Annotated in this window: 10 protein-coding genes and 1 pseudogene; 2 read left to right on the forward strand and 9 right to left on the reverse strand. The window is 60.3% G+C overall.

The features are described from left to right. Nucleotides 1-719: 719 nt before the first annotated feature. Both RFN28_RS32505 and RFN28_RS32510 read right to left on the reverse strand, forming a co-directional pair. Nucleotides 720-1,955, reverse strand: a complete 1,236-nt coding sequence (locus tag RFN28_RS32505) for an aminotransferase class III-fold pyridoxal phosphate-dependent enzyme (RefSeq protein WP_320291251.1) — start codon at nucleotides 1,953-1,955, stop codon at nucleotides 720-722. Nucleotides 1,956-1,966: 11 nt separating this feature from the next. Next, complete coding sequence (locus RFN28_RS32510; RefSeq protein WP_320291252.1) at nucleotides 1,967-3,016, reverse strand: TauD/TfdA family dioxygenase; 1,050 nt, start codon at nucleotides 3,014-3,016, stop codon at nucleotides 1,967-1,969. A gap of 120 nt (nucleotides 3,017-3,136) precedes the next feature. On the opposite strand from RFN28_RS32510, the gene RFN28_RS32515 reads away from it, so the two are divergent. Continuing rightward, nucleotides 3,137-3,739, forward strand: a complete 603-nt coding sequence (locus RFN28_RS32515; RefSeq protein WP_320291253.1) for a hypothetical protein — start codon at nucleotides 3,137-3,139, stop codon at nucleotides 3,737-3,739. A gap of 84 nt (nucleotides 3,740-3,823) precedes the next feature. On the opposite strand, the gene RFN28_RS32520 is transcribed toward RFN28_RS32515, so the two are convergent. The 7 genes from RFN28_RS32520 to pglW form a co-directional block, all read right to left on the reverse strand. Then, the gene (locus RFN28_RS32520; RefSeq protein ID WP_320291254.1) at nucleotides 3,824-3,949 is read right to left on the reverse strand and encodes a hypothetical protein; all 126 of its coding nucleotides are present in this window, start codon (nucleotides 3,947-3,949) and stop codon (nucleotides 3,824-3,826) included. 221 nt (nucleotides 3,950-4,170) lie between these two features. Then, nucleotides 4,171-6,252 carry a DEAD/DEAH box helicase gene (locus RFN28_RS32525; RefSeq protein ID WP_320291255.1) on the reverse strand — a complete coding sequence of 694 codons (2,082 nt, stop codon included), beginning with the start codon at nucleotides 6,250-6,252 and terminating at the stop codon, nucleotides 4,171-4,173. Next, complete coding sequence (brxD, locus tag RFN28_RS32530) at nucleotides 6,249-7,565, reverse strand: BREX system ATP-binding protein BrxD (RefSeq protein WP_320291256.1); 1,317 nt, start codon at nucleotides 7,563-7,565, stop codon at nucleotides 6,249-6,251. The genes RFN28_RS32525 and brxD overlap by 4 nt, the downstream gene beginning before the upstream one ends. Further along, nucleotides 7,562-10,255 (reverse strand): BREX-2 system phosphatase PglZ, encoded by a 2,694-nt coding sequence (gene pglZ / locus RFN28_RS32535; protein WP_320291257.1) that lies wholly within the window; start codon nucleotides 10,253-10,255, stop codon nucleotides 7,562-7,564. The genes brxD and pglZ overlap by 4 nt, the downstream gene beginning before the upstream one ends. Beyond that, the gene (locus RFN28_RS32540; protein ID WP_320291258.1) at nucleotides 10,252-13,947 is read right to left on the reverse strand and encodes a DUF6079 family protein; all 3,696 of its coding nucleotides are present in this window, start codon (nucleotides 13,945-13,947) and stop codon (nucleotides 10,252-10,254) included. The genes pglZ and RFN28_RS32540 overlap by 4 nt, the downstream gene beginning before the upstream one ends. Next, complete coding sequence (gene pglX, locus RFN28_RS32545) at nucleotides 13,944-17,684, reverse strand: BREX-2 system adenine-specific DNA-methyltransferase PglX (RefSeq protein WP_320291259.1); 3,741 nt, start codon at nucleotides 17,682-17,684, stop codon at nucleotides 13,944-13,946. The genes RFN28_RS32540 and pglX overlap by 4 nt, the downstream gene beginning before the upstream one ends. A 112-nt stretch (nucleotides 17,685-17,796) precedes the next feature. Continuing rightward, nucleotides 17,797-21,957, reverse strand: coding sequence for a BREX system serine/threonine kinase PglW (gene pglW / locus RFN28_RS32550; RefSeq protein WP_320291260.1), 4,161 nt, complete (start codon nucleotides 21,955-21,957; stop codon nucleotides 17,797-17,799). A gap of 190 nt (nucleotides 21,958-22,147) precedes the next feature. Between pglW and RFN28_RS32555 the strand changes: the two are divergent. After that, nucleotides 22,148-23,129 (forward strand): annotated as a pseudogene (locus tag RFN28_RS32555) (hypothetical protein); the annotation flags it as partial.

The following is a 23,129-nucleotide window of genomic DNA, read 5'->3' on the forward strand; positions in this document are numbered from 1 at the left end:
CCGCGTGCTTCTTCTTGGCTACATCAAACGCAACAAATGCTTCGCTATACTCTCCCATGGCTCGCCCTCCGTGCGTGAGGATCGGCTCGGCCCATCCGAGCAACCCTCGTCTTTTAATCGCACGAAAGGGCGGGCCACCGATCTCAGCCCCAGAACATGACGTCTAGCTGTGATCTCTAGGAACTAGCTGGGTGCAGGACTGGTGCATGTAGTGGTTATCAAGTCACTTCGTTGGCCGCCCTTTACCCGCGCAACGCCTCGCCGTGTTGTATGCAGGACCGCCAGCACTGCAGAGCGAGCGACCTGGCGCGCTGCTATATATCAGAGTTAGAGCGAGCCGAAGCTGCACGACCTAACGCAAGGAAGACGGGAGGCGCTTCGTTAGTTCGGCTATTCGCGCTTCGACGTCCGCTATACGGCGATCTAGCATTCGCTTGTTAGTGCCAGCTTCTGACGCCTTCTCTTGACGAAGTGACGCCAGCTGCTCGCGTAACCTCTGCCGCTCAAAGAAATCGTCGGCATCTAATCTCTCAACTGGATCGCGCACATTCCTCCCCCTTTTACCCTCCAGTATGCCACGTCCAACTGAATTTCTCAATTGAAGATCAGGACCGGACGCCTAGCCCAAGCATGACTCTCATCGGCACCTCGGTGGCGGGTGATACCAGTGCGCGTGAGCTACTTCCAAACGCCACGCGCAACAGTATGCGCCACGAATTTTAAGCCGATGCCCAATCCTTGCACTCGATCAGCGCGCGTTTTGTGCGCTCTAGCAATTCAGTCGGCTCTAACAGCTCGTGCGCTAAGCATGCAAATGAGCAATGACCTTCCATTACCAGGATTCCCGACCTCTGCAGGGATTTCTGAACGGATGCACGGCGAGCACTATCGTCCAATAGTGGCTCGCTGAAAATCAGTTCGAAAATTGTAGAACCCAAGCCGGATCGCACCTCGATCAATTTTTCCAAGTTTGCAGCCGCTATTGCATCGTTAAAGCTGCCACAGACGTTCTCGACAATGCGAGGTAGCTTGGCGTACCCATTCCGCGCCTGCATAATTTCTAGCGTCGCAAGACCGGCTGCCGCCCCGTAAACTTCCTTCGAGTGCGTCCCGCCTATCTTAGCCGTGCGATATAACTCGATTTTTCCCCCGTCCCCGGTCAACGCAGCTATTGGTGCTCCATTTCCAATTGCCTTACCGAGCACCGAATAATCGATCTTAGCACCAAAACTGTCAAAATAGCCCCTTGGCCCATGTCGGCCAGCGGTCTTCGTTTCATCGATTAGCAGTTTTATGTTTCTTCCGTCTAGGCATGCGAGGATACCCGCAAACTTGTCCTCGCCTATAAATACAAACTGCTGTGCATCAATCGCGAGGGCTCCAATAACCCGATTATTACCGTCTATCAAATCAGCAAGGGTCTCGAGATCCAAATCCGTCCAATCAAACACCGGCTCATCAGAGCCTATTCCTCGACAACCGAATTTCAACTTCTGACCCAGCCGCAACCCAGAATGCAGCGGTTCATGCCATCTTATACTTTTTCCGATGGCGACATCCGCTTGTCCAAGATAGCCGCAGCGAATTACGCCCAGCTTTCCAGTTTCTATGGCCGCAAGCCGCAGCCCGAACGCCACAGCTTCCGAAGCAGTCTTGGTGAAGACAATCACCTTATGCCCACCAGGGCTTCCAGCCATGAGTTGGTCCGCATATTCATAATGAACGTCCGCGTAGCTTGGAAGATTCACGCCCTTGCTGCAGTATCGGCAAACAGTTTCGTTGAACTCCTCATCTCCGTGCCCAATCACTACCGGGCCTACTCCTAGAATAAAGTCAATGTATTGATCACCGCGATCATCAATTACGTAACCCCCTTTCCCGGAAGAAAACACAATTGGTTCACCGTTGTCGCGATAGTAAAAGCTGCTTCCAACCAGTGGACCAGATGAAGTCATATTGATCCTCCTCAGGAGCAAATGCAAAGAGCAAAAGGCTTGGACTTATCCAAACAATACTTCGCAGGCCGCACGATTTGGGCGTAGGTTCGCAGCAGCCATCGCTTCTCATTTTCGTTGCCGGGCATGCCAACCGGGGATCTGCCATGGATCGCCGTGTTATTATTAACCAGTATCACGTCACCTGGTTCAATCGATACACCTGTATAGCAATCGGCGACCGCCCGCTTAAGTTCGTCCAGAGCTTTTTCCGCTTCAGCATCTCCGGGCATCGCTTGGATTGAGGAATTGCTAAACCTTATTCGGAACCCATTTGGGCTTTGCTCAATGACAGACTGCTCGTCAAGGTGAGCTTCCTCATCCAGAAACTCCGCGGGAACGGTGAATGAACTCTGCGGGTAAAAACGAAATTTCTTCTCCATAAGTGTGTATATCGTAGGTCTCTCAAGTTTCCGGACAATGCGACTCATCAGGGCGATATTCGTTTTGACCGCATCCGGATTTCGAATCCCCGTGAGCACGACGGCGTCTGGACCTGGTGGGAAGTGAGGGTGATACCGCTCAACAACATTTGGCGGGAATATTATCCCGTCGGTATGTCCCCTCATTCCGTCGCGAGATTTGTCGGCACCTTGATGGTCGCCCTTTTGGGGGGAGAGATGCACATACGGTTCCCCTCCATTTTCGCACAGGTAAGAAACAAGATCCAACTCTAAGGATTCAATTAGCACCGTCACCGCATTCGCAATTCTGTGCCAAGCCGGGGGTAGCGTTCTGTCAACCATATCTTGCGGTGCTCCCGTCACGTCGGTGACGTCAACCGCATTTTTTAGTACCAACAGTCCAAAAACACCCGATGCAAATATCTTGGCTTGATCAAGAAGCACGCCGAAGTCACGAAAGTTATCTCTAAGCTCACTTATCAATTGTGTCTTATGATAACCCGCTTGGTAGAACTCAACAGGATCCTTATCCGGTATGGCTACCGCTATAGGCTTACTCATTTCGATCTCGCATACCGACGTCGCGAGGTTCGCGTCAACTTTGAGCTTGGTTAACATTACCCGTCCCCGCGCGCCGGCCTTGGGGTCCCCGGCTCTCGCAAACCTGCGAGACCATGATTGCCAGAATGGGCAAAGGATGCTATTCTAAATTAGCAGTGTCAATCGTGGAGCTCGCCGATGCCGATGAAGCCGAACCGGTCTAAGCTACAGGCTGAGGTACGGAAATTAGCGACTACCCGGGTGTCGAAGTATTATCATAGCGCGTCAAACACGCACATATTCTACCAGGAGCATATAGGTGCATTCGGGATTAGAGGCGTGGCACCCTTCGCAGATGAAGCTTTTGAACTCTATCTTGAGGCCGTAGCGAGATGGAGTGAAGAGGCCAAGACGAGTTCCCTTGAAGGAGCTATTTCCAGAATCGAGGGTTCTGCTGAACCATTTAAGGAGGTGAGGGAGATCCAGCTTCGCTTGCCTGAGGCCGTTAAAGCGGGGTTGCAAGAACTTGCTCAAGAGAACGATCTGTCTCTATCGCGGTTTATAGTAGATGTGTTGAGGCAAGAGTCAGCTCGTAGACGGCGGAGTCAGGTCGGTGAGGGCACTGCCGATATGGTCGCCGAGCGCGGTGCACCGTCTGGCCGCTCCGTCGCTGTCAGCTTCCGACCAAGCACAGAAGAGCTTGATAGGATTTCCAGGGAGATAGCAGGCTCAGGTTCGCTCTCCGCCGACGATATTAGGAGTTTAATTCTTAGTTTCTATAACCAGTCCATTCGAGGATGAGGCGCTCGCTCTCCAAAGGCGGATGGGCGTTAGTCCGGCCCAATACGGCAAGCGGCTGGTTACATCTGGAGCGGGCAAGACGGTTCACAAGCCGACAAAGTTTTCGATGGTGGTGGAGAGAGCGGTGCTCCAGATACCAAACTCCGCCGCGAGTTTGCTAAGAGGCTTCGCACACACAAGACGGTAGAGTTCGGAGCGGGCGATCTGCATAGCGGTCTCCTAGACGACGGTGGCTGGAGCGGCGTGATGTGCTTGAGATCATCGGATCATCGAAGACCGCTACGAACGCCGATCAACAATCGTCACCGCGCAAGCGGGCTCAGCGTTTTGGACATTGTTTTCCATGATTTCAACCATCCCTGGCTCCTGGCTCGCAAATCTGCTGATACAAGAAGCCAGGAGGCGACTCGCCGTGACAGGTGTCTCTCTCATCACGCACTGATCAACCGCAGAGGCCGTCGATAGGTCGCCGCCACGGCCCCAGTATCGCTGGTCCTTGCCGCTAACACGTCCTCGATTACCTCAGATGGCAGGCAAAGCCCAAATTTGAGCGATGATCCAAGGTCATAAGGCAGCTTTGGATGGACAGATGTCGGATCGATATCGCGCAGCCCTTGGGCGACGTGCTCCAGATTGCTGGTTCGCAACGTGATGGTGAGATCGTCGAAACCAACAACCGTGAGACCCCGCTCGGTCAAACCCGCTGCGATCGATGACGTCGCTGCGCCGCCGGCAAACGCCCAGATAACGGCTCGATCCGCGCTGTCCCGCACAATGGGAAGCGAGTCTCCGTCAACGAAGGCAAGGCGATCCCGTATCTGAACGAGAGCCTCCCCAGCACGACGCGAAACCCTGCACGCAGGCTCAACCCCAGCCACGATACGCTCCATCATCCTACAGACACCCTCCGTCATGGCGCGGCTGGAGCCGAGCCACCGGGAACGGCCAGAGACTTCAGCGGGCACCACGGAGACCGCCCTGCGTCGCCAGTCAACATCGACAACCACCCAGCCCCTGCCACCGAGCGAGAGCACCGGGCGATCGCCGGTGCCCCTTGGAACCAGACTCGCAGGATGCACGGTACCCAAATCTGTTAGCCCGTGACGCACTGATAGAAGGAGAGGTTCGCTGAAGGCCGCAACGAGGTCGCTGAAATGACGCCTCCCGAACTCCCGCTCTCCTCTGGGTCCGAGCCCAAGGACCCCCGCATCCTCGGCAAGAATTCCGAATGCGAGCATGTGGTCCAAGATAGCGAGCCGCTCATCCTCCGGAACAACGTCAACGAGTTTGCCGAGCCAGGTACCGATATCCGGTCGCGCGAGGCCACTTGATTGGAGCGTAAGGGCCATGATCTGCTGCGCGAATAGATGCGATGGTCGTGGTGGTGGGACTACCTTTTCGACCAGTCCTTCGCGCCAGAGGGTGGTCAACGCCAGGCAGGTGAGCAGCTCCTCATCGTCCGTCGCGAGGAAGAGGCAGTTCCTTGTGGATCCGCTCCTACGTCCAGTACGTCCCATTCGCTGCAGGAAGGAAGCCACCCCCGGCGGAGCTCCAATCTGGATAACTCGATCCAGGTCGCCAACATCGAGGCCAAGCTCGAGCGTTGAGGTAGCCACGATGACGCAGTCCGGTTCCTCGGCAAAGGCGGCTTCGGCTCGCCGTCGCTCATCGAGTGACAAAGAGGCATGCGAGACGAATGTTCTTACTCCGGCGGCTCGCAGTCCTGCCGCGACCTCTTCGACACGAGTCCGGCTGTCCGCAAATACGAGTCGACGCTCGCCACGATGAAGATGAGCGATAACGGTTACAGCATTGCTGACGGAGCCGACGTGATCAGCGGTCACATCGCCGCCAGTCGCCGGATGCGCCTCACCTACGACGCGCCCTCCTTGGTCCGAGGTGAACCAATGCAGCAGCTCTTCAGGGTTTCCAACGGTGGCGGTCAGCCCGATGCGTTGCAGGCGGCGTCCCGTTAAGCGGTTGAGCCGCGCCATAAGGAATAGCAAGTGCCAACCCCGATCATCGCCTGCAAAGGCATGAAGCTCATCGACGACGACAGCACGGACGTTCTGGAGAAAGTCAGTATGGTCTAAGCGCGCCGAGATCATCATGGCTTCTATCGACTCGGGCGTCGTGAGTAGCAGTTCGGGCTGGTCGCGCAGCATGCGCCTGCGCGCTGAGTCTCCGACATCGCCGTGCCAAACGCCGACCCGCAGGCCCAGGAATCCCGCGTAGCGCTCGAGGCGTGGCGCGAGATTGTTCAGAAGCGCCTTGAGTGGACACACGTAGAGGACGGAAAGCCCTCGCCAGCCTTCCGCCACTAATCGCGACAGCAATGGGAATATCGCTGCCTCCGTCTTCCCACCGGCGGTAGGTGCAAGAAGCAGGACGTTTTCGCCTGCCATGACAGGCGCAGCGGCTTCGGCCTGTGTGGGGCGAAGGTCCGGCCAGCCAAGGGTACTGACGATATGGTAGCGCAGAGCTGGATGGAGAGCGTCGAAAGCTGCCGTCACGAGTCGAACTCGACTTCGTCCACATCGCTAGCTCCGGCCGCTGCACGCTCGGCAGAGGTCATCTCTCGCTCATTGACGGTCGGAGCGTAGTGACGGCGGGGATCGAAATCCGAAAACTGGTCAACGCGGTCTAGCACCTCGGCTACGAGCTTGCGTAGATACAGCCGTGGCGCGACTCCTGCGCGACCGCCGAGTCGTCCTGCAATGCCGCGCGCGAGGTCAACGAGATAGTTGTCGTCGACCAACGCAACGATCCTGGACGGATCGTGTGCCCCTTCGGCAAACAAATCACGTACACGGCGACCGACAGCGGCAAGCGAATCGAGGTCAAAGCCTTGCAGGCGAATCTGGACGGCGCGTGGGTTGTCGAACCGAGCCTCGGTGGCAAAGTCGGTGTGGAGCCTCTGTGCGAGTGGCGGCAGCCGTTGCACGCCCTGCGGTCCCTCGAAGAAGGCCGTCGTGCCGGTGATAACGAGATACAGACCCGGATAGCGTCCCGCGTCGAGTTCGTCGATCAACTGACGCAGAGCATTGAGTCCTTTCTCGCGAGTATCGGCGCGCATACGCTGAAGCGTTTCGGCCTCATCGAGGACGAGGATGAGCCCCGACCTCCCGCTATCGCGGAGAACGGTCAGCAGGCCCGCGAGAAAGTGCATTGCTCCGAAGGAGTCGAGGTCGCCCTTAACACCGGCGGCGCGCTTTACAGCTGCTGCCACGTTGGGTTGACCGCCAAGCCATGCAATAAGGCCCTCCGAAAGGGCGGAGTCCTCTGCGATCAGGGCGCGACGATAGGCTCGAAGGACAGCTGAAAAGGCCGGCGCGGTGCGGGCGATCGCAGCTAGCCGGCGCTCCATGAGCGCCTCGGTGGCCGAGGCCAGCGCTTCAACGTCGGTTGCCTCGATCCGGCCCTCGGCCAGGATGTCCTCCTCGAGCGTATAAAACCAGGCATCGACTGTTGGCCGCAGAGCTCCATCGTGTGTATCGGAGGTGGCAAGGCGCTCGACCAGGCGCCGATACACGGTCTCCCAACGGTGCAGCGGCGTTTCGGTCTCATTGATCTGGACCTCTGATGTCGCGAAGCCCGCAACGCGTGAGCGCTCTTGGATCCAGCGCGCCATAAAGGTCTTTCCCGAGCCATACTCGCCGCGCACAGCCTTGAAGCCGGCGCGCCCACTGGCAACTGCCGCCAGGTCTGCATCAAGGGCGGCCTCGAAACGGTCCATTCCGACTGCAAAGGCGCTCAGGCCTTCGCGCGGCACGGTTCCACGACGCAGCGCGTCGAGTATCGCCGCCCGCCTCTCCGCGCCAATCAACGGCCATCTCCCAGATGGAACTGTGCTTTCAGGACCGGCTCGTTGAGAACAACGTCGTCGGCCTCCTCTCTAAGAACCTGAGCCTGGTCGAGGTTGAGAACCCGGCGTGCTGCACTGATGAGGCCCGCAATTCGGAACGCAGGCATCCCAAGCGCTTGGGACAACCCAACGCGTGTCATTCGTCCACCTCGCGCGGCAAGAGCGCTGATTAGTCCTCGCACCTGGTCATCCTGCGGTGCGCCACGACCAGCGAGGCGTCGCTGTGCGGAAAAGGTTTCCGAGGCGAACAAGTCGTCCAGCCAAGCCAACTCGACGGGCGTTTGGAGTGGCCTTCGGGTATCCTCTGTCCGTTCCTGTGCAAACAAGTCAGCTTGTCGCGATACTGCTTGCCGCCGCCGGGAAGGTGGCGGGACTACCACTGCAGCGACACCCAACTGCGAAACATCTTCGCTCGTTCCACGCCACCAGGAGGGTTCTGGCGATGGTGCTTCTGACCAGCCACCGGGCGCGGCACCGGCTGTGTACACAGCGACGGGCACAAGAACCTCCTGAGGGCTGGCTCCGCCATGATAGCCGCTCCGTCGTGCCCCGAACCGCACTCGTTCACTCCACGCCGCGACGATCGCTTTCTCGCCACTAGGCGATAGGATCCGTCCGCCTGCTAGAGCGACCTCCAGATCACTCGGCGGCGTACCTGCCGATCGCCACCGACTGCCCGAGTCGCCGCTGAGCTGCACAGTTGCTTCGTCAAGGATATGTCCGTGATCGCTCGTCACGATGAGAGTGCGCCCTGCGCTCCGAGCGACGTGGAGAAGCGCAGCCACCTGTCGAAGGCCCTCCGCTGTCCATGCGAGGTCTACTTGGTCGCTTCCGGACAGTTGGGCATCTACAGCGTTGTGGACGACACCAACGATACGCCGTTGTGGATCGGCAACGGCCGCTCTGATCTCCTCACCGAGCTCTGGCCCGGCCCCGATGTCGGCTTTGTGAAACAGACGCGGCGGATAGCCCGATCGCGAAGCTGCGACCAGTGATCCATTGGTCGCGAAGCCAGCTCGCTCAACCGCTTGGTCACCTTGCCTCAATGATCCACAGAGCAGGCTAGTACGCGACACGGCTGTCACCGATGGCAGGACCGCGGCAGCAATAATCGGACCTTGTGTCGGCACTAGCTCTGACCAGCCAAACCCAACAATTGTCTCGGCAAGAGCGCGCCAGACAGCGAGACTGAGGCCGTCAAGAACGAGCAACAGTACGGGAGCTTCCTTTGCCATGGGAGCGACAACACTGGAGAGAATCCGCTCGACTGGCAAAGGTGTGTCGCCTACTGAGCCGCCGGAATTCCACTCTCGAAGGGTCACCGCGAAAGCGCGGTTTTCCTCTTCTCGCAGCGCAGTGACCGCTTCGCCTAGCCGAGAATAGATCGCTGACACATCAGGAAGCGGATCGCCGGACCGGATGGTGTGCCGAGCACGATCGACGAAAGCGCTATCCTTAAAGTATGCTGCTGAGGCTTCCGAGATGCTGCGCCAAGATGGAGCGTTGGGTCGTCCCGCGAGCCAGCTCAAGAGGCGGACGGCCATCAAAAGCCGATCGACTCGCGTTCGGTTATTTCCAGCCCTGTCGTGACGATCGGCGCGACGTGTGAGCTGCCAAGCCGTCTGGACGTCATCGGCAAGCCGGGTTTCAACAGCATGAAGAATCGCAACAGCCGCATCTCGAATGCGCGCATCAAGGCCGATCTGAAGTGCCTGGCTGAGAGCCGCGAACGACTCCGCGCGTATCATCGTCAGTATGGAGGCAGCGCGCGATTCGATCGCTGCAGCAGTTCCGGATGACTCCCGGGGCAGTCGGTCGAGCACGCGGCGCCCCGCCTCGGCCAAGATATGGGCTGCCTCAGGATTCACCTGCGCACCACCAACCAAAGGCTCCAGGCGTATTGCAGCCTCGCGCAAGACTTGATCGGGGTTCTGGTCAGCGAACACTACGCCGCAGGCCAACGCGATCGGGAGGGCATCGGCACCACGTCCGGCCGCGGCTGCCGCGAGCACCAGTCCTGCTGCAGGGCCGCCCTCACTCGAAACGCGCTCGGCCACCGCGCTTTGCGCCTGTTCCGAAAAACGGGCAAATCGGTCTAGATTTGAGCCATCCAAGGTCCAGTCGAGCAGCGCGGCTGCATCAGTGCGGCCGTCGGCAATCCCGAGTACATCGTCAAATACCGCCCGCCATGCACTCTCCAGATCGAGAATGCCCCCTGCAGCCGGTGGGTACCCGCCGACAGGAGAATGCTCCAGGAGGAGGTCCGCCAGCCAGCCGTATGCGCGGAGCCTAGGATCCACTTTGCTGGCGCGGAAGGCGCCTCGCAGGGCCGACCAACGGTCGGACTGTTCCAGGCGAGCATGAGGGAAGCGAGCCACGACATCGTCGCCCAAGGTTGCCGCGTCGAGCGGGGTCAGTACGATGAGCCCGCCGCTGTCGTTTCCTTCTGCTTCATCGAGCCGTTCCCGAACCTCAAGCTCGGACGGGCACCATTCTATGCGAAATCTGCAACCGCCACGCTCCACATACTCAGGCCAGGCCCGTCGGATGGGCGAACGCATTGCAAGGATTCGCGCGCCTGTGTACTTCTGCAGAAGGCTATCGAGCGCGCGCTCGATTTCGGGAAGGTCGGGCGCGAGCAGAGGACTCAATCGTTACCTCCAACTCGGGGCCGAGTCAGCCTCCAGGCGATCGTCAGTTTGCTGTCCGGTTCGGCGGCCAGGCGTTCCCGCAGTTTGTCGAGTGTGGAGCTAGCTTCAGCAGCATCGAGCACCGTCTGCGGCCGCTCGTCTAGGACTTCCTCATCCGCCGGCGGCGGTGGGGGCGGGGAAACTGTTGGAGCCTCGGTATTAGGCTTCGTTTCTGCGAGAAGTCTTGTTGCGCGCGTTTGGACGTCCCGAAGTACGGGCCTCAGCGGCGCCACATGCTCGTCCGCTTCCATTGCCTCGGCCAACTTCTCGCGCAACCCTTCGGCTGCCGCTCGACGATGGTCACTGAGGTTCAGTGCAGTCTGGATGATATCCCAGGGTGCGGCCGACACAGCCCCGCGCAGGTCCTCGACGCCAGCCAGCAGTCGCGACACCGCTGCCTCGCTCGTTTCCAATGTCGCGCCGGCGAGACTCTCAATCGTGGCAAGCGGATCGGCTGCGGCGACCAGTTCGCTGACAACCGCTTGAGTGGCGCGGATTGTAACGAGCCGCTCTGTCGTCAGAGGGACTCCCAGCGCGTCTGCGTGGGGCCTCAGGTCTCGCAGCAACTCGGTGAGATAGCCACGCTTTTCGCTGGCTTTGGCCTTCAGATCGATCGCCAAGCGCTCAACCGTGGCCCCTTTCCGGATTTCTCCCGGCACTAGGCCAAACAGCGCAGAGGCCCTCTCGCGGGCCTTATTCCAGGTCGCTTCGTTTGGGAGTGCCTCTTCTTTCAACTCCACTGCATCGTCGATCCGATCCAATGAGACTTGGGCAGGAGCACCGTTCCTGACCAGCGCCCTATCGGCTTGGGCCGCAAACGCTAGGATCACTAGGTTCTGCAGCTTTGGCTGCAGCCCCGTCGGCCGCGGTTCGTCCATCCATTCGCGAAGCCGACCGACGGTAAATGGTCCGCCACCTGCTCGGGCATGCTGCCTGGCAAAATGCTCGGCCCAATGAGGCGACAGCTGAAGATGGGTTTGGCTCATCACGCCCAGCTTTAGCGGCACCGCGATTGCGCTGAGGTGCTTTCGGTCGGAATGGTCATCGATCAACACCCGCTGGTTCGGCTCGCCGGCAGCCTGCCGTACCCGCTCCAGCACACGCTTGAGCACCGTATCGCGAGCCTCGCCTTCAAACTGAGGATGATCTGGGAATCGGTGCTCGAAGTAGCGATCGAGCAAAGCCGAGACAGCTGATTTCATATCGGCGCCGACCGGCATCTGCGGTCGAAACGTCCCGTCGAGAGAGACGAGTCGATCCTCAGGCGGCACTGGGGCTCCAACGCAACCATCATTGTCGGGCCGAATGCCATAGGCAGCCTCGAGACAGGCCCGTATCCGCTGATGCAGTGCACTTTGCTGACTGCGAAGAATGGCGCGCGCCTGTTCCCTGTCGCTTGCCGACAGGTGCCGAGCCGCTTCAGTGAGCCGATCACCTGCGCCAGCGAGGAGGAAGTCGATCCGGACCAGCGTCCCGAGATCCTTCATCGCCCGGTCACTCAGATGAGAAGGCTGCCAGACAATACCGCCGGAGGCGTTCTCCTCATTGAAATTGCGGGCATGGGCCAGATGGTCCGCAGGCGACCGACCTTTCGGATCGAAGGGCATACCCAACACCAGCACGGGCGATCCGCGCCCGCGAAGGCGGTCGTAGCTCAGCTCCCTGACCACCTCGAAATAAAGGTCCACTTCACGGTGTGTGCCACGCCAGAGGTGGTCATAGGACTGGAAGGGTTGCGCACTGAGCAGGGTATTGTCGGCTGCAATCCCCAGCATGTCGAATAGGATTCGCTGCAGCTTGCTACGGCGCGTCCCGTCATTGTCGGCCTGGGCTGCGTTCGCCAGGATTGGCTCGACGTCAACACCAGTTATCTGCAGCGAGACGGTAGGAACCTGGTCCTCGCTGATCCGGATTTCGCCAACCCGCGATGCCCAGCTTCGAAGTTTTTGCAGTACGATACCGCCCTCGCCTCCGGGGACCGGTGACACTACTGTGCCATGGTTCAGGGCTGCCAGCCTGGGCGCCGTGAGCGCCCGCAATGCGGGAACCTCCGGAACGAGAGCGGCGAGCAGCAAAGTCTTCAAGATGCGTGCATCGTTTTCGAAACGGCGCTTCACCTGGGGGTCGGCTCGTCCGTCCTGCAGCTCTTGCCAGGCTATATTGTGTTCCTGCTCCAGCAAGGGCTGCAGCTTTTGGTTCCAGAGCTTCTTGGCGTTTTCGAACTGTATCCGCATGCCCTCGGAAAAGGGCTGGTCGCCAGTGGCAATCTCGTCCCACAGGTCGCCCACAGGAATTAGGTTGCCAAGCCATAACTCTCCCCGCTTGTTCACGAGCAGCGTCAGCATCAGCTTCAGTGCGGTCCGTTCTCGTTGAAGGACTGAAGAGGCCGCGATCAGTGCCTGCACGAGTGCTGGACTAAAGGGGTAGACTTTCCGGAACAGATCACGCTCGCCATCGGAGCCGAGCAAGGTATCCAGCACTTGCTGCCGCTGACGCATGACCCGGTCGAATTCAGCGTCGATCTCCTGACGGGCCGCCTCGCTCACAGGCGCCAGCAGGCGCTTCTCGACGATGACCGGTAGGTTTCGATCCTCCAGTTTCACTTTGTCGAAGCGCGCTTCCCAGTGCTTGAGCGTGTCAAGGAACCGAACCTCGAGTGCACCGGCATGGTGATCACCTATGAGCTCGCGCAGGTCACGCTGGCGGGCCACGAAGGAGATGATGGGGACCGGGCGCTCCGACCTTTGCGCCTCCACCAGCTTCGAGAGTTTTGATCCTTCGTTTGAAACGAAGTCCACGTCTCCGGCGCGCGTCGCGAGCCACAGGATGAGCTCGTCAAGGAACAGCACGACAGCATCGTATCCGAGTCGCTTGGCGTGCTGGCTAATCACCACCAATCCGCGGTCGAGGTCCAGGAATGCTTCGCCTCTGGTGGCGGCCACATCTGCGTAGCTTGAGAAGTAGGTGCCGATCAGATCGCCGACGAGGCGCTGGCGCTCCTCTCCTTCCGGAGACTCTGCTGCAGCCGATTCGAAGGAAATGGAATCCCATTCGGAACCGAGATCCCCCCAGCCGTCTCCACCTCCTTCTTTCCCCTCGTTGAGCTTTGCAAAGAAGGCATCGTCACCCATAGTTGTGCGCAGGCGCCGCGCATCCTCGAAAAGCTTCTCCCCCAGATAGAATCCTGGCACCGGCGCATCGGGATGTAGCCGCCTGACGTGGTCGGCATACCCACCGAGGATTGCGGTCTCGACGTCCCGCGCCCCGATCATATGGTAAGGTACCATCAGGAAGCGCCGATCGTTCAGAATAGGCTCATGGCGAGTAACGACCTCCGCAAGCTCGGCTATGCTGCGGGCCTTCACATTTCCAGCCAGCAGCAGGTCCAGCACTGCCATGAAGTGCGATTTGCCGGATCCGAACGAGCCGTCGAGGTAGCAGGCTGCACTGCGGCCGCTCTCGACGCTGCCACGGACAAATCCAAGCGCTTCATTGAAGGCTTTCGCGAGCTGGGGGGTTACAACGTAGTTTCTGATCGTCTGCGTGGCTGCAGCGTCAGTCACCCCCTCCGATAGCTTCAGGACAAAATCGTTGGTCTGCACCCTCTCCGGGATATGGATCAGGTCACGCAGCAAGGGACGTGTGTCGCTCATGCTGTGGCCCTCCGTCCGCGACCGCGCACCCGCGCCGGTGGAGCCCACGAGCGCAGGTCGCCCAACGTGAGGCCGAGCTCACGCGCTTGCTCTTCAACGTATCCCTGAAAGAAATCCCCCATGCGAAGTCCCATTTCGATATCGATTTCGTTATGCCATTGGCGTACCCAGGGAACGAGCTCCAGCAGGCCTGCGAGCAATGGTGTCAGTCGCTCCTTTGGCCACCCGTCGACATCCTTGCGTTCAACGTACCAGGCTGCAATCGCTCGGGCCTGTGCAAGATGATCGTAGCCGGCCCAGAGGATTGGGAAGCTTGGGTCCGCATCACGGGCACAATGCGGGAAGGAGACGAAGCGCTCCTTTGATACGTCGAGGCCTCCGCGCAGTCGCCAGTAGTCCTGAGATTGGAAATCGGAATTCTTGTACTTCGGAGGCACGGGAATGTCTCCAATTTCCGCTGCCTTGCGCCGCTTCGTTTCCTTTGCGATCGCCGTTTCTGCCGCCTTGCGCACATCCTCCGCACCAAGACCATCAGTCATACGCTTGGCGAAGTCGTCTGCGCTTTCGCCGTCGTAGCGCGGGTTCATTTGGCCCCATCCCGTACGGAGGAACTCGTCGCGGCGGGCCTCCACTGCGGCGTCGATAGTGTCCTCCTCACGTTGGTTCTCCCAGGTCGCCTCCCAGTCAGCGTGCTTGCGTAGACCCGTTGCTGTATAACGGAGGCTAGCGAGGAAGGGCACGGACTCACTTCCAGCCAGCTCTGCCACGAGCGCATCCAGGTCGAAGGCAGTGCGGCCGGTGTAGAGCGCCGAGACCGCGAGGAAATCGGGGTCGTGTCGAGCAGCGTCTGCTAGTGCCTGCGTGGAGAGGATCCGCGGATCGCCGGCGGACCAGAAGCGCGGATCCTCCAGCCGATCGAGAAGCCAGGCGCGGAGCGCATTTTGTTCCATTTTCTCCCACGGCTCAGACTGCCAGCGGCGCTTGTACTCGGGGCGCTCGATGAGGCCGATGGTAAGATCGGATTCGATGAGGGCGATCCGGCGCTCGACGATGGCACGGTAATCCGCCGGCCAGTGGGCTGGCAGCTCGGTGATAGGCGTTGAGCCGTGACGCTCGAACCATGCGGTCTTGAGTTGGCCGACGGCCATACGGCGCGCCATAACGATCTCGAAGGCGCGGTCGCCAGGGCGCAGAGGTGGCGGGCTGGGATGTTCTAATGAGTCATGGAGGAGGCCATATAGGCGGTAACAGTGCCAGTCCAGTTCCTCTTGCAGCGCTATCATGCAGCCTCGCGCGCCTTCGGCCTCGGTACGCGCTGCATCCAATACCTCTCGCGTCGGAATGGCGCGGACGCAGAGTGTACTGGGTAGCTTATCTCCAAACCGCTGGGCAGCAACATCGAGAGCGCCCGCCAGTTCAACGGGACGTTCATCTGCAACCGGAAACTTCTGCAGTCCCGTTCCTGTATACTCGTAGAAATCCTCGAAGGGATCGGTTCTTTGTCGGGCGCCACGGTCATCGACAGTAGATCCCTTATTGTGAAAAACCTGCTTCATCCAAAAGCAAGCAGTAGAGGAGTTAAGGAGGCCTAGCAGGCCGAGATGATCGGCCTCGGAGGCGTTCGCCGGAAGCTTGATAACCGGCGCCGACTGCTTGAACACCTTGCCACCGCGGTCGAGTACGAAATGGTTGTGCGTAGCGACGAAGGCAAATGTGATGGCAAGGGGTGTTCGATAGCGTTCCGCCACCCATCTATACCAGCCCCACCAGGGCTCGCCGAGGTCTGCTTTGGTTTTACCCCCGAACGACACGATACCTGCCAGCGTCGTCCGATACTTCCACAACAATCGCTCTGCTTTGCCAAGACCAGCGAGGGGAAGCAACGTCCTGTCAGGCCCGTATGGGACGATGGCTGAGTCGCCGACTACGATCGAGTAGTCACGCACGTGCTCGCCAATGATTATCTGCTTGATGAGTGTTCTCGCGACACCGACTCGGACAAACGCTTGAGCTGGCGCCATGAACAGATCGTCTGCACCGGGAAAGCTCGCGAAACCGATCTGCGGTTGCAGCGACGTCAGCGTCGGTCTGTTCTCGACGATTGCCTCTTGCACTTCGGCCGTGCCCCCACCCCCCATGTTCCAGGGATGCCGCGCCAGCGACTCGCGCGGTGAGTCCTCGGTGCTGATGAACGCACTCTCGGACTTGTCCAGATCAGTCTGCGCGACGATGGCCGACCAGACCAACCCTTTTCCTGGGTTATCGGGTGCTGAGGGCTCGCCCCGTACTCCACGCACAGTCCGCACCACCGACGTCACCGGTGCGCGATTGCGCCCGAACAGGATCACGGTCGGCGTCCCATGGCCCGGAATATAAGCGCCGGAGCAATCGACGACATGGGTAACATCGAGCTTCGGCAGCACGTCCTCGATCAGCTTTTTGCCGAATTCTCGCTTCATGAAGCTGTTTGCGACGATCAGCCCAATGAAACCTGCCGAGCGGTCTCGCGTCCCCTCCTGTGCTAGGTCGAAGAAACGCTCGGTAAACGGCGCGCCAAGGCCGTATTTCATATGGCAGCTATGGTATATATCGCGATAGGCATCGCGCATCGCTGCATCCTTCGGCGTGATATACGGCGGATTGCCCACGACGGCGTGGTACTGGCGTCCCAAGACCGTGTCGAGCGCTTCGGTGTCCTCCGCGGTGTAGTGGTGGTGCATGGTGCGCCGGAAGCCTTCGCTCGTGCCGCCGAGTTCTTGCAGGAAGAAGTGACGTCCATGCAGCAGACTGTCGCCCGTTGCCAGCTGGAAGTGGAAATCCGGCGCGGCGGCGAGGCGTGTGTCACCTGCAGCCCGGAGCGCAGCCACCAATAGCCGGAAGCGGGCGATCTCGACCGCAAAAGGATTCAAGTCCACGCCGGCCACAGCGTCCAAAGCCCGCTGCGCCTGTGCTGCGGGCGGCATTTCCGGCGCATGTCGCTGCCACTCCTCCAGCATCCGCCTGAAGCCGCCGAGCAAGAAGTGCCCCGATCCGCAGGTCGGATCTATCATCCGAACTTCTTCATACCCGAACTCCCTGATTGCAGGATGAAGCGTGCGGGAAAGGATCCATTCCTCCACGAATTCCGGCGTCTGCAACAAGGCAAAGCGCTTGCGCGCCTCCTCCGAAAGGTCCTGGTACAGGTCGCCGAGGAAACGTGTGTTCCAGTCCGGATCGGTGAAATCGTGGAGCAGCTCGCCGGTCTCTAGTGAGCGCTGACGAAAGAACTCGAACAACGCGATCGCCCCGTCGCCTGAAACAGGCAGACGAAACAGAGGGTTGTGTGAAGGATCGAACAAGCCGGCCAGCCCCGGCAGGAGAGCAACCTCGCCGAACACTGCCAGAAGATACTCGGCATCGCTGTCCTCCGGCCTCGACCGGAACCAATCCCGCTGGCGGAGCATCGCCAGATCCAGCCGCTCGCCCGGACCGGCGATGATGGGGCGGTCGAGCAGACGGTTGTCTTCCAGGAAGCGGAGGAACACCAGCGCGAGAATCCAGTGCACTGCTGACTGGTCCACTGCCGCACTGAAGAACGTCTCGAAGGTGTCGGCGGTGCGCTTCGTCTCCCGCGCCTCCCGCCACTCCGCTTCCATGGCTGCACGTCCAGCGGACGCGGCGTGGTAGTGCCTTAGGTCTTCTTCGAGTCTCTTCCTGAGTTTTTTCAGGTCCCCGAGTAGCCGCCCCGCATCGACCATCGTCCAACTGTCTCCCTACTTGCTTCTTCTTGGATCGCCAAGTTTGCGATCGATCGGGACGAATCCTTATCGCCAAAGTTTAGCACGCTATACGTCACCGAGATGGCTGCGGCTAGGCTGCGCTGCGGCCGCCGCCCGCCCTATGGGCATTCGCCAGCCAGGATTCCGTGAGCCTGGTCCAATTCGCTGCAGAGATGACGGGCAGGACTGCGCCATCGATCTGTGGCATCCCCTGTTCAGCCTGTGGAATCAACAGCCATATGCTTGGAGGCCCACCTGCCGTGCCGGAGGCCTGGGAAAAGGCCACGAGCATTTCCATGAGGTCGTAACGTGCGACAAGGCCAGGCTGGGTCAGAAGTGTCGGCGTGCGCAGCGCGAGGACATCCTCTTTCACCCGCACCGCCGCCTTAGAGGCGAGACGAAGGAGGTTCTTGAAGTCAGTGCTGTCGCGAGAGGCCGCGTCAGCTGCCAAAGCTTTAGGCCACTGCACTCGCCGCGCCTCCGCCTCCGTCCGCATCGACCGGAGCATCAAGCGCTCAAGGCTGACGGCCTGACGAGGGAAGCGGCGAAGCAGCTCGACTTCCGCATCGCGTGCGCGTCGCGGCTCGACCGTCAACGCAAGGAAGATTCCTCGTTCGGCAGCGTACGCGATCTTGTCCTCGATTGCCCTTGCATTCAGGACTTCAGGCGTTGCCTCCGCAGCCGGAGCGAACGTCGGCTGGCGGATGATCGTCATCGTGCCGGTGCCGGTGTTCGACACAGTACGCGCGTGGTAGCCCGCCTCGCCCCCGGCTGGCTCGCGCCAGATACGGCCTGCATCGACTTGGTCCAGCAAAGTGTCGAGTTCTGGTCGTGGCGGAAGCGGAGAGGCTTCCGGGAAGCGACCGCGAACGCGTGCCCGGACCTGATCTTCTCGCAGGACTTCTGGGCCGGCGAGTGCGCCAAGCGAAAGCCGAAGGGCCGTAATGGCAGGCATGCCGCGCGGGTAGAGCTCGCCTCGCGCGGATAGAGCCGCGCCTCTTGAAGCGGCAACGGCGAGCCTCAGGCGGCGCTCTGCCGTGAGCGGCCCGGCCCCCTCTGGAACGGGCACGACCCCAAGCTCCTCCTCAACACGACCAGGACTCGGCAGCGGATCCTCTGCCGCAAGGGCGTCGACCACCCGAGCGAGCCGGCGGGCATATTCTGCTGCCTCAGGCAATGTCGCGATCAGCATTGCACCAGGCGATTCGACATGGGCGGCGAAGCGAACTGGCGATACAGAGGTTTCCAACTCCACTGCGGCACGAACTACGGCCCGCGATCGGCGGGATCGTTGCCGCGGGTCGTCTTCCACAGACCCTCGTGTAGCAAGGAGTTGTGCGGCCAACTCGTCTGCGGTCGCGACACCGCCTGCGGATGCCAACAAGGCGTCGATATCGCCGCGCACATTGTTTAGATCGGCGCTCTTATGCCAGCGATCCCGCGCGGCTTCGAGTGCATCCGCCACTCCACTCCGGGCGGTTCCGACGGCGGCGGCAACATCGCCCGCACTTGGCCAAGCCGGCGCGTCATCGTCGATGCCGAGGTAGTAGGCAAGAATTCTGTCCTCCTGCCGCTCATCCCCGGCGGGGCGGCGCGGCAGTAGCTGCTCAGCAAGCCGATCCACGCTTGCGCGCCCACGCTCGTCTTCCGTGGGCCCACCCGGGACAAGGTCGGGCCGGAGCTGCGCCAGCCGTTTTGCCCGCTCGCGAATTTCTCGGCGGATGCGGTCGCCAACCCCGGTGAGATAACGGAATTTGAGGCGCGGAACACCGAGGAGTTGGTGAACAGTGTGGATGCCCATCTGATCGAGCACTGCGCGGGCCTCGACCCCATAGCCGACCTCGGCGATATTGCTGGAGCGGTCGAGCCGCCGAGCAATTAGCTCGATGCTGTCTTCAGGGGATTGGGCTCGGTCCAGGGGCGCGAAAGCCTCTCGCCAGGCGCGAAGCATCTCCTCCGAATTCCCGAAACGTTCGGCCGGATCACGCCGCAAGGCACGCGAGAAGAAGGCCGCAAGGCCATCGCGGAGTGACGGGTCGAGCCGGTCGACGGCAATTGTCGCCTCGTCGTCTGTCAGTCGCGGATCGGTCAGACCGTCACCGAAGGAGGGAGGTGCGCCAGCCAGCATTTCGTGGAGAGTTACGGCAGCCGCGTACCGTTCTGCATGCAAGTCCCAGCGAGGAGGCTTGCGATCCGGCAGGAATGGCTCGAGGTATGGGCGGGTCCCTGCTGTGATGGTTTCGACCGGTGCACGCGAAAGTGAACAGTCGAAAAGGACCAGGCGATAAGCACCGCTTCCGGGAGTCTTCGAGATCCCGATGTTGTCCGGCTTAATGTCACGGTGAGCAATACCCTCCTGCTCGAGGTGCTCGATCGCTGACAGCAGATGTTCGCCAAAGCGGCGCATCAGGTCGAGAGAGAGCGGATCGCCACCGCGAATCCATTGGGCAAGTGTCTTGTCTCCAGCGCGCTCCATTAGGATTGCCGGGCGGCCGGAGGTCTCTACTTCTGCGACAAAGCGGACGATGTTCTGATGGTGGAGACGACGAAGAACATCCGCTTCGGCACGGATGCGGTCGGCGTGAGCGTCGTCTAACGCAACTTTGAGCACCAGCTCCTCGTCGCTCCCCTCTTGCTGGACAAGGAGGACATCAGCGCTGCCGCCCCGGCCGAGACGACGTTTAACAGTCAGGCCGCCATCGAGAAGGTCCCCAGGTCCAGCGATCGCCGGATCGACCGTGACTGCGGGCATCGGCTCCGCGGGGAGCGCCTCCTTTTCCGCCTCGGCAAGATAGTCAAGGAATTCACGCGCGTCCCGAGGACGATCGCGAACGACTGGCGCGGTAGAGACGCGCACCATTTCCTCGAGCCACCGCCCCGCGCCATTCATGGCACTGGAGATGAGAAGACCGTTGCCCTCCCGCAGGCTGGTCGGCAGATCCAATGGATTGGTCACCGGCGCTCGCCCGGTGAGGATATGATAGGCGATAGCACCGAGGGCGAATACGTCAGCTCGCGCTGCACTTTCGTCTCCACCTGCAATAGCTTCAGGAGCCAAATAGGCCTTGGCGGGGTCAGCGAGGTGATCCTCAATGTGTTGAGTTCCAGAAGTCACGCCGGTTCCAGCGCTTGTTCCTCCGCCTCGGCTCGCCACCTGCCAGTTGGTGATCTGGAGCCGAGGGGTGTCGCCTTCTGGATCACGCACAAGGATACTCTGAGGCGCTAACCCGCGGTGGTAGATGCGTTTGCCATGAGCGTAGGCCATTGCTTCGCCAAGCTGCCGGATAAGAGCCAAACGCTGGGCGAGCGACAGTCCGCCAACCTTCTGGGCCAGGTACCTATCCAGTCGCACAGCGTTGGGGTCGTGCTCGAAAATGAGCGCTGGGCCGAGTTCCGCCTCGCGGTAGTCGCGCACACCCTGAATGCCAGCGTGCTCTACGCCCTCCAGAACTCGGAACTCCCTCTGCGCAGTGCGTGCCAAGCGGTCACGAGCTTCCGGGGTTGCGGCACGCGCATACGGATAAATGCGAACCCGTCTATTCACGCCAGTGGCCGCATGGCGGGCAGCGAAATCCTGCCAGTTTTCTCCCTCTCCCAGGAGCTGGCCGAGTTCGTAGTCGCCGACGCGACGGCCGCGCCCAGGCGCTCGAATCCCTGCCTGCTCGATGGCTCGAATCCATGACCGAGTTACGGCAATGTCGGGCGTGCCTCGACGTGCGAGGCCAAGCTCGTGCGCTTGGAGGAGGGTTCCAATGACACCGACGTCATCAGGTGCACCCGGGCTGCCGCGCAGAACAACCCGCTTCTCGGTACCAGGATCGAGAACAGGGTTCTTGCGAACCGCGGAGAGAAAAATGAGCGGCTCGATCCAAGGCGCCGCGCGTGACGAGCCTCTACCGAGCGCCTCCTGTCGGCGAAGCACCGAGGCGAGTCGTTTCGCCTTCCGGTTAGCTAGAGGCAGAGGATTATCGGTCGTGACCTGACGCCCTTCCGTTGTCCAGGTCCAACTGTAGGCATCGCCGCGCAATGTGCCCGGGCGCGATTTCACTTCGATGAGGACTAATCCAACAGGCGTGAGCACGAGAACGTCGACCTCGTTTACGCGACCTTCATCGTCGATGAACTCGAAGTTCGACCAAGCGCGCCAGGGCTCATGATCAGGCAGATGCTCGCGCAGGAAATCCAGCGCGTCTCGCTCCCATTCGAAGGCGGACTGGCTCACCGCCGTCCAACGTCCTGATCTCATCGGCATAACGAAGCCCACACAACCCGGATCCTACATATTCGAATAGACGCACGACGGGGAGAGCAAATTTGGCCGATACCGAACTGCTTGGGCCTACCAGGATTCGATGTGGTCCACTTGCGATGGATTCCGGCGGATGCTCATCCTGTCCTCTCTCCCCAGATACTCGCATCGTCGTCCATGCAAGGTTGGTGAAATGTCGCGATCCTTCAGCCGTCAAGAACTCCATCAGCTGGTGTGGTCGAGACCTGTCCGAGCCGTAGCTTCGGAATACGGCATCTCCGACGTTGCCTTCGCCAAGCTGTGCCGCAAGCACAATATTCCGCTTCCGCCGCGAGGCTACTGGGCGCGGGTCGAGGCCGGATACAAGCCTCGGGTCGAGCCTTTGCCAGTCCGAGGATTCGGTATGCCGGAAATCATCCGGACCGGGCGCACATATTGGGATAGATATTCAGCTCCCCCGAACCTGGATGAGATCGACATACCTCCGCCGCCAGAATTCGCTGAGAGCGAAGAAGAGCTGACGCAGAGAGTGAGGAAGCTCGTCGGTGCGGTGAGCATTCCTCGAAACCTCGACCGCGCGCATCATCAGATAGCTCGCCTACTGCAGGAAGACGAAAGTCGCCGACAGGAGCAATTGCGTGCGAAATACGTTTCGCTGTCAAATGGTCCCTTGTTCGATTTCCCATTCGAAAGGCGGCGCCTGCGACTGCTGTCCGGGCTGTTTATGGCCTTCCAGCGCTACGGCATGAACGTTATTGCTCGCAAGAAGGATCCAGACGACTTCGAAGTGATCGTTGGCGAGCTGGCAGTGTCGTTAAGCGCGGACCACCCTGGAATCAGCAGGTATGGCTGGCGGCACGAGAGCGATGCGAACAGGCCAGCGTCGGCAGCTATGACAGTGGAGATCAAGAGCCACAGTACGCAACCGACGCACAAGAAGTGGACTGATCAGCCGAACGACCCGGTTGAGGGGCAGGCGACCGACATCGTCGTCAGCGTTATCGTGTTTGGCGAATTGCAATATCGCAATCGCGAGATCGGCCATCACAAATGGCTTGTCCAACGTAAGCGCTATTTTCCCTGCAGGTTGACGGCCCTTGCAACAACCGATCGCTTTCAGACGGACGCGTCGGGTCAGGCTGCGGCGGCTTTGGCGAAGTTGAAGGGCAGCAGAT

The sequence above is a fragment of the Mesorhizobium album genome, assembly GCF_033977205.1.
In the GTDB taxonomy this organism is placed as follows: Bacteria; Pseudomonadota; Alphaproteobacteria; order Rhizobiales; family Rhizobiaceae; genus Mesorhizobium; species Mesorhizobium album.

Bases quoted from the DNA above. Each gene is read 5' to 3' on its own strand.
- RFN28_RS32520 (WP_320291254.1), bottom strand. From the start codon at position 3,949: ATGCAGATCGCCCGCTCCGAACTCTACCGTCTTGTGTGTGCGAAGCCT.
- pglX (WP_320291259.1), bottom strand. From the start codon at position 17,684: ATGGTCGATGCGGGGCGGCTACTCGGGGACCTGAAAAAACTCAGGAAG.
- RFN28_RS32515 (WP_320291253.1), top strand. From the start codon at position 3,137: ATGCCGATGAAGCCGAACCGGTCTAAGCTACAGGCTGAGGTACGGAAA.
- pglW (WP_320291260.1), bottom strand. From the start codon at position 21,957: ATGCCGATGAGATCAGGACGTTGGACGGCGGTGAGCCAGTCCGCCTTC.
- RFN28_RS32505 (WP_320291251.1), bottom strand. From the start codon at position 1,955: ATGACTTCATCTGGTCCACTGGTTGGAAGCAGCTTTTACTATCGCGAC.
- RFN28_RS32510 (WP_320291252.1), bottom strand. From the start codon at position 3,016: ATGTTAACCAAGCTCAAAGTTGACGCGAACCTCGCGACGTCGGTATGC.
- RFN28_RS32540 (WP_320291258.1), bottom strand. From the start codon at position 13,947: ATGAGCGACACACGTCCCTTGCTGCGTGACCTGATCCATATCCCGGAG.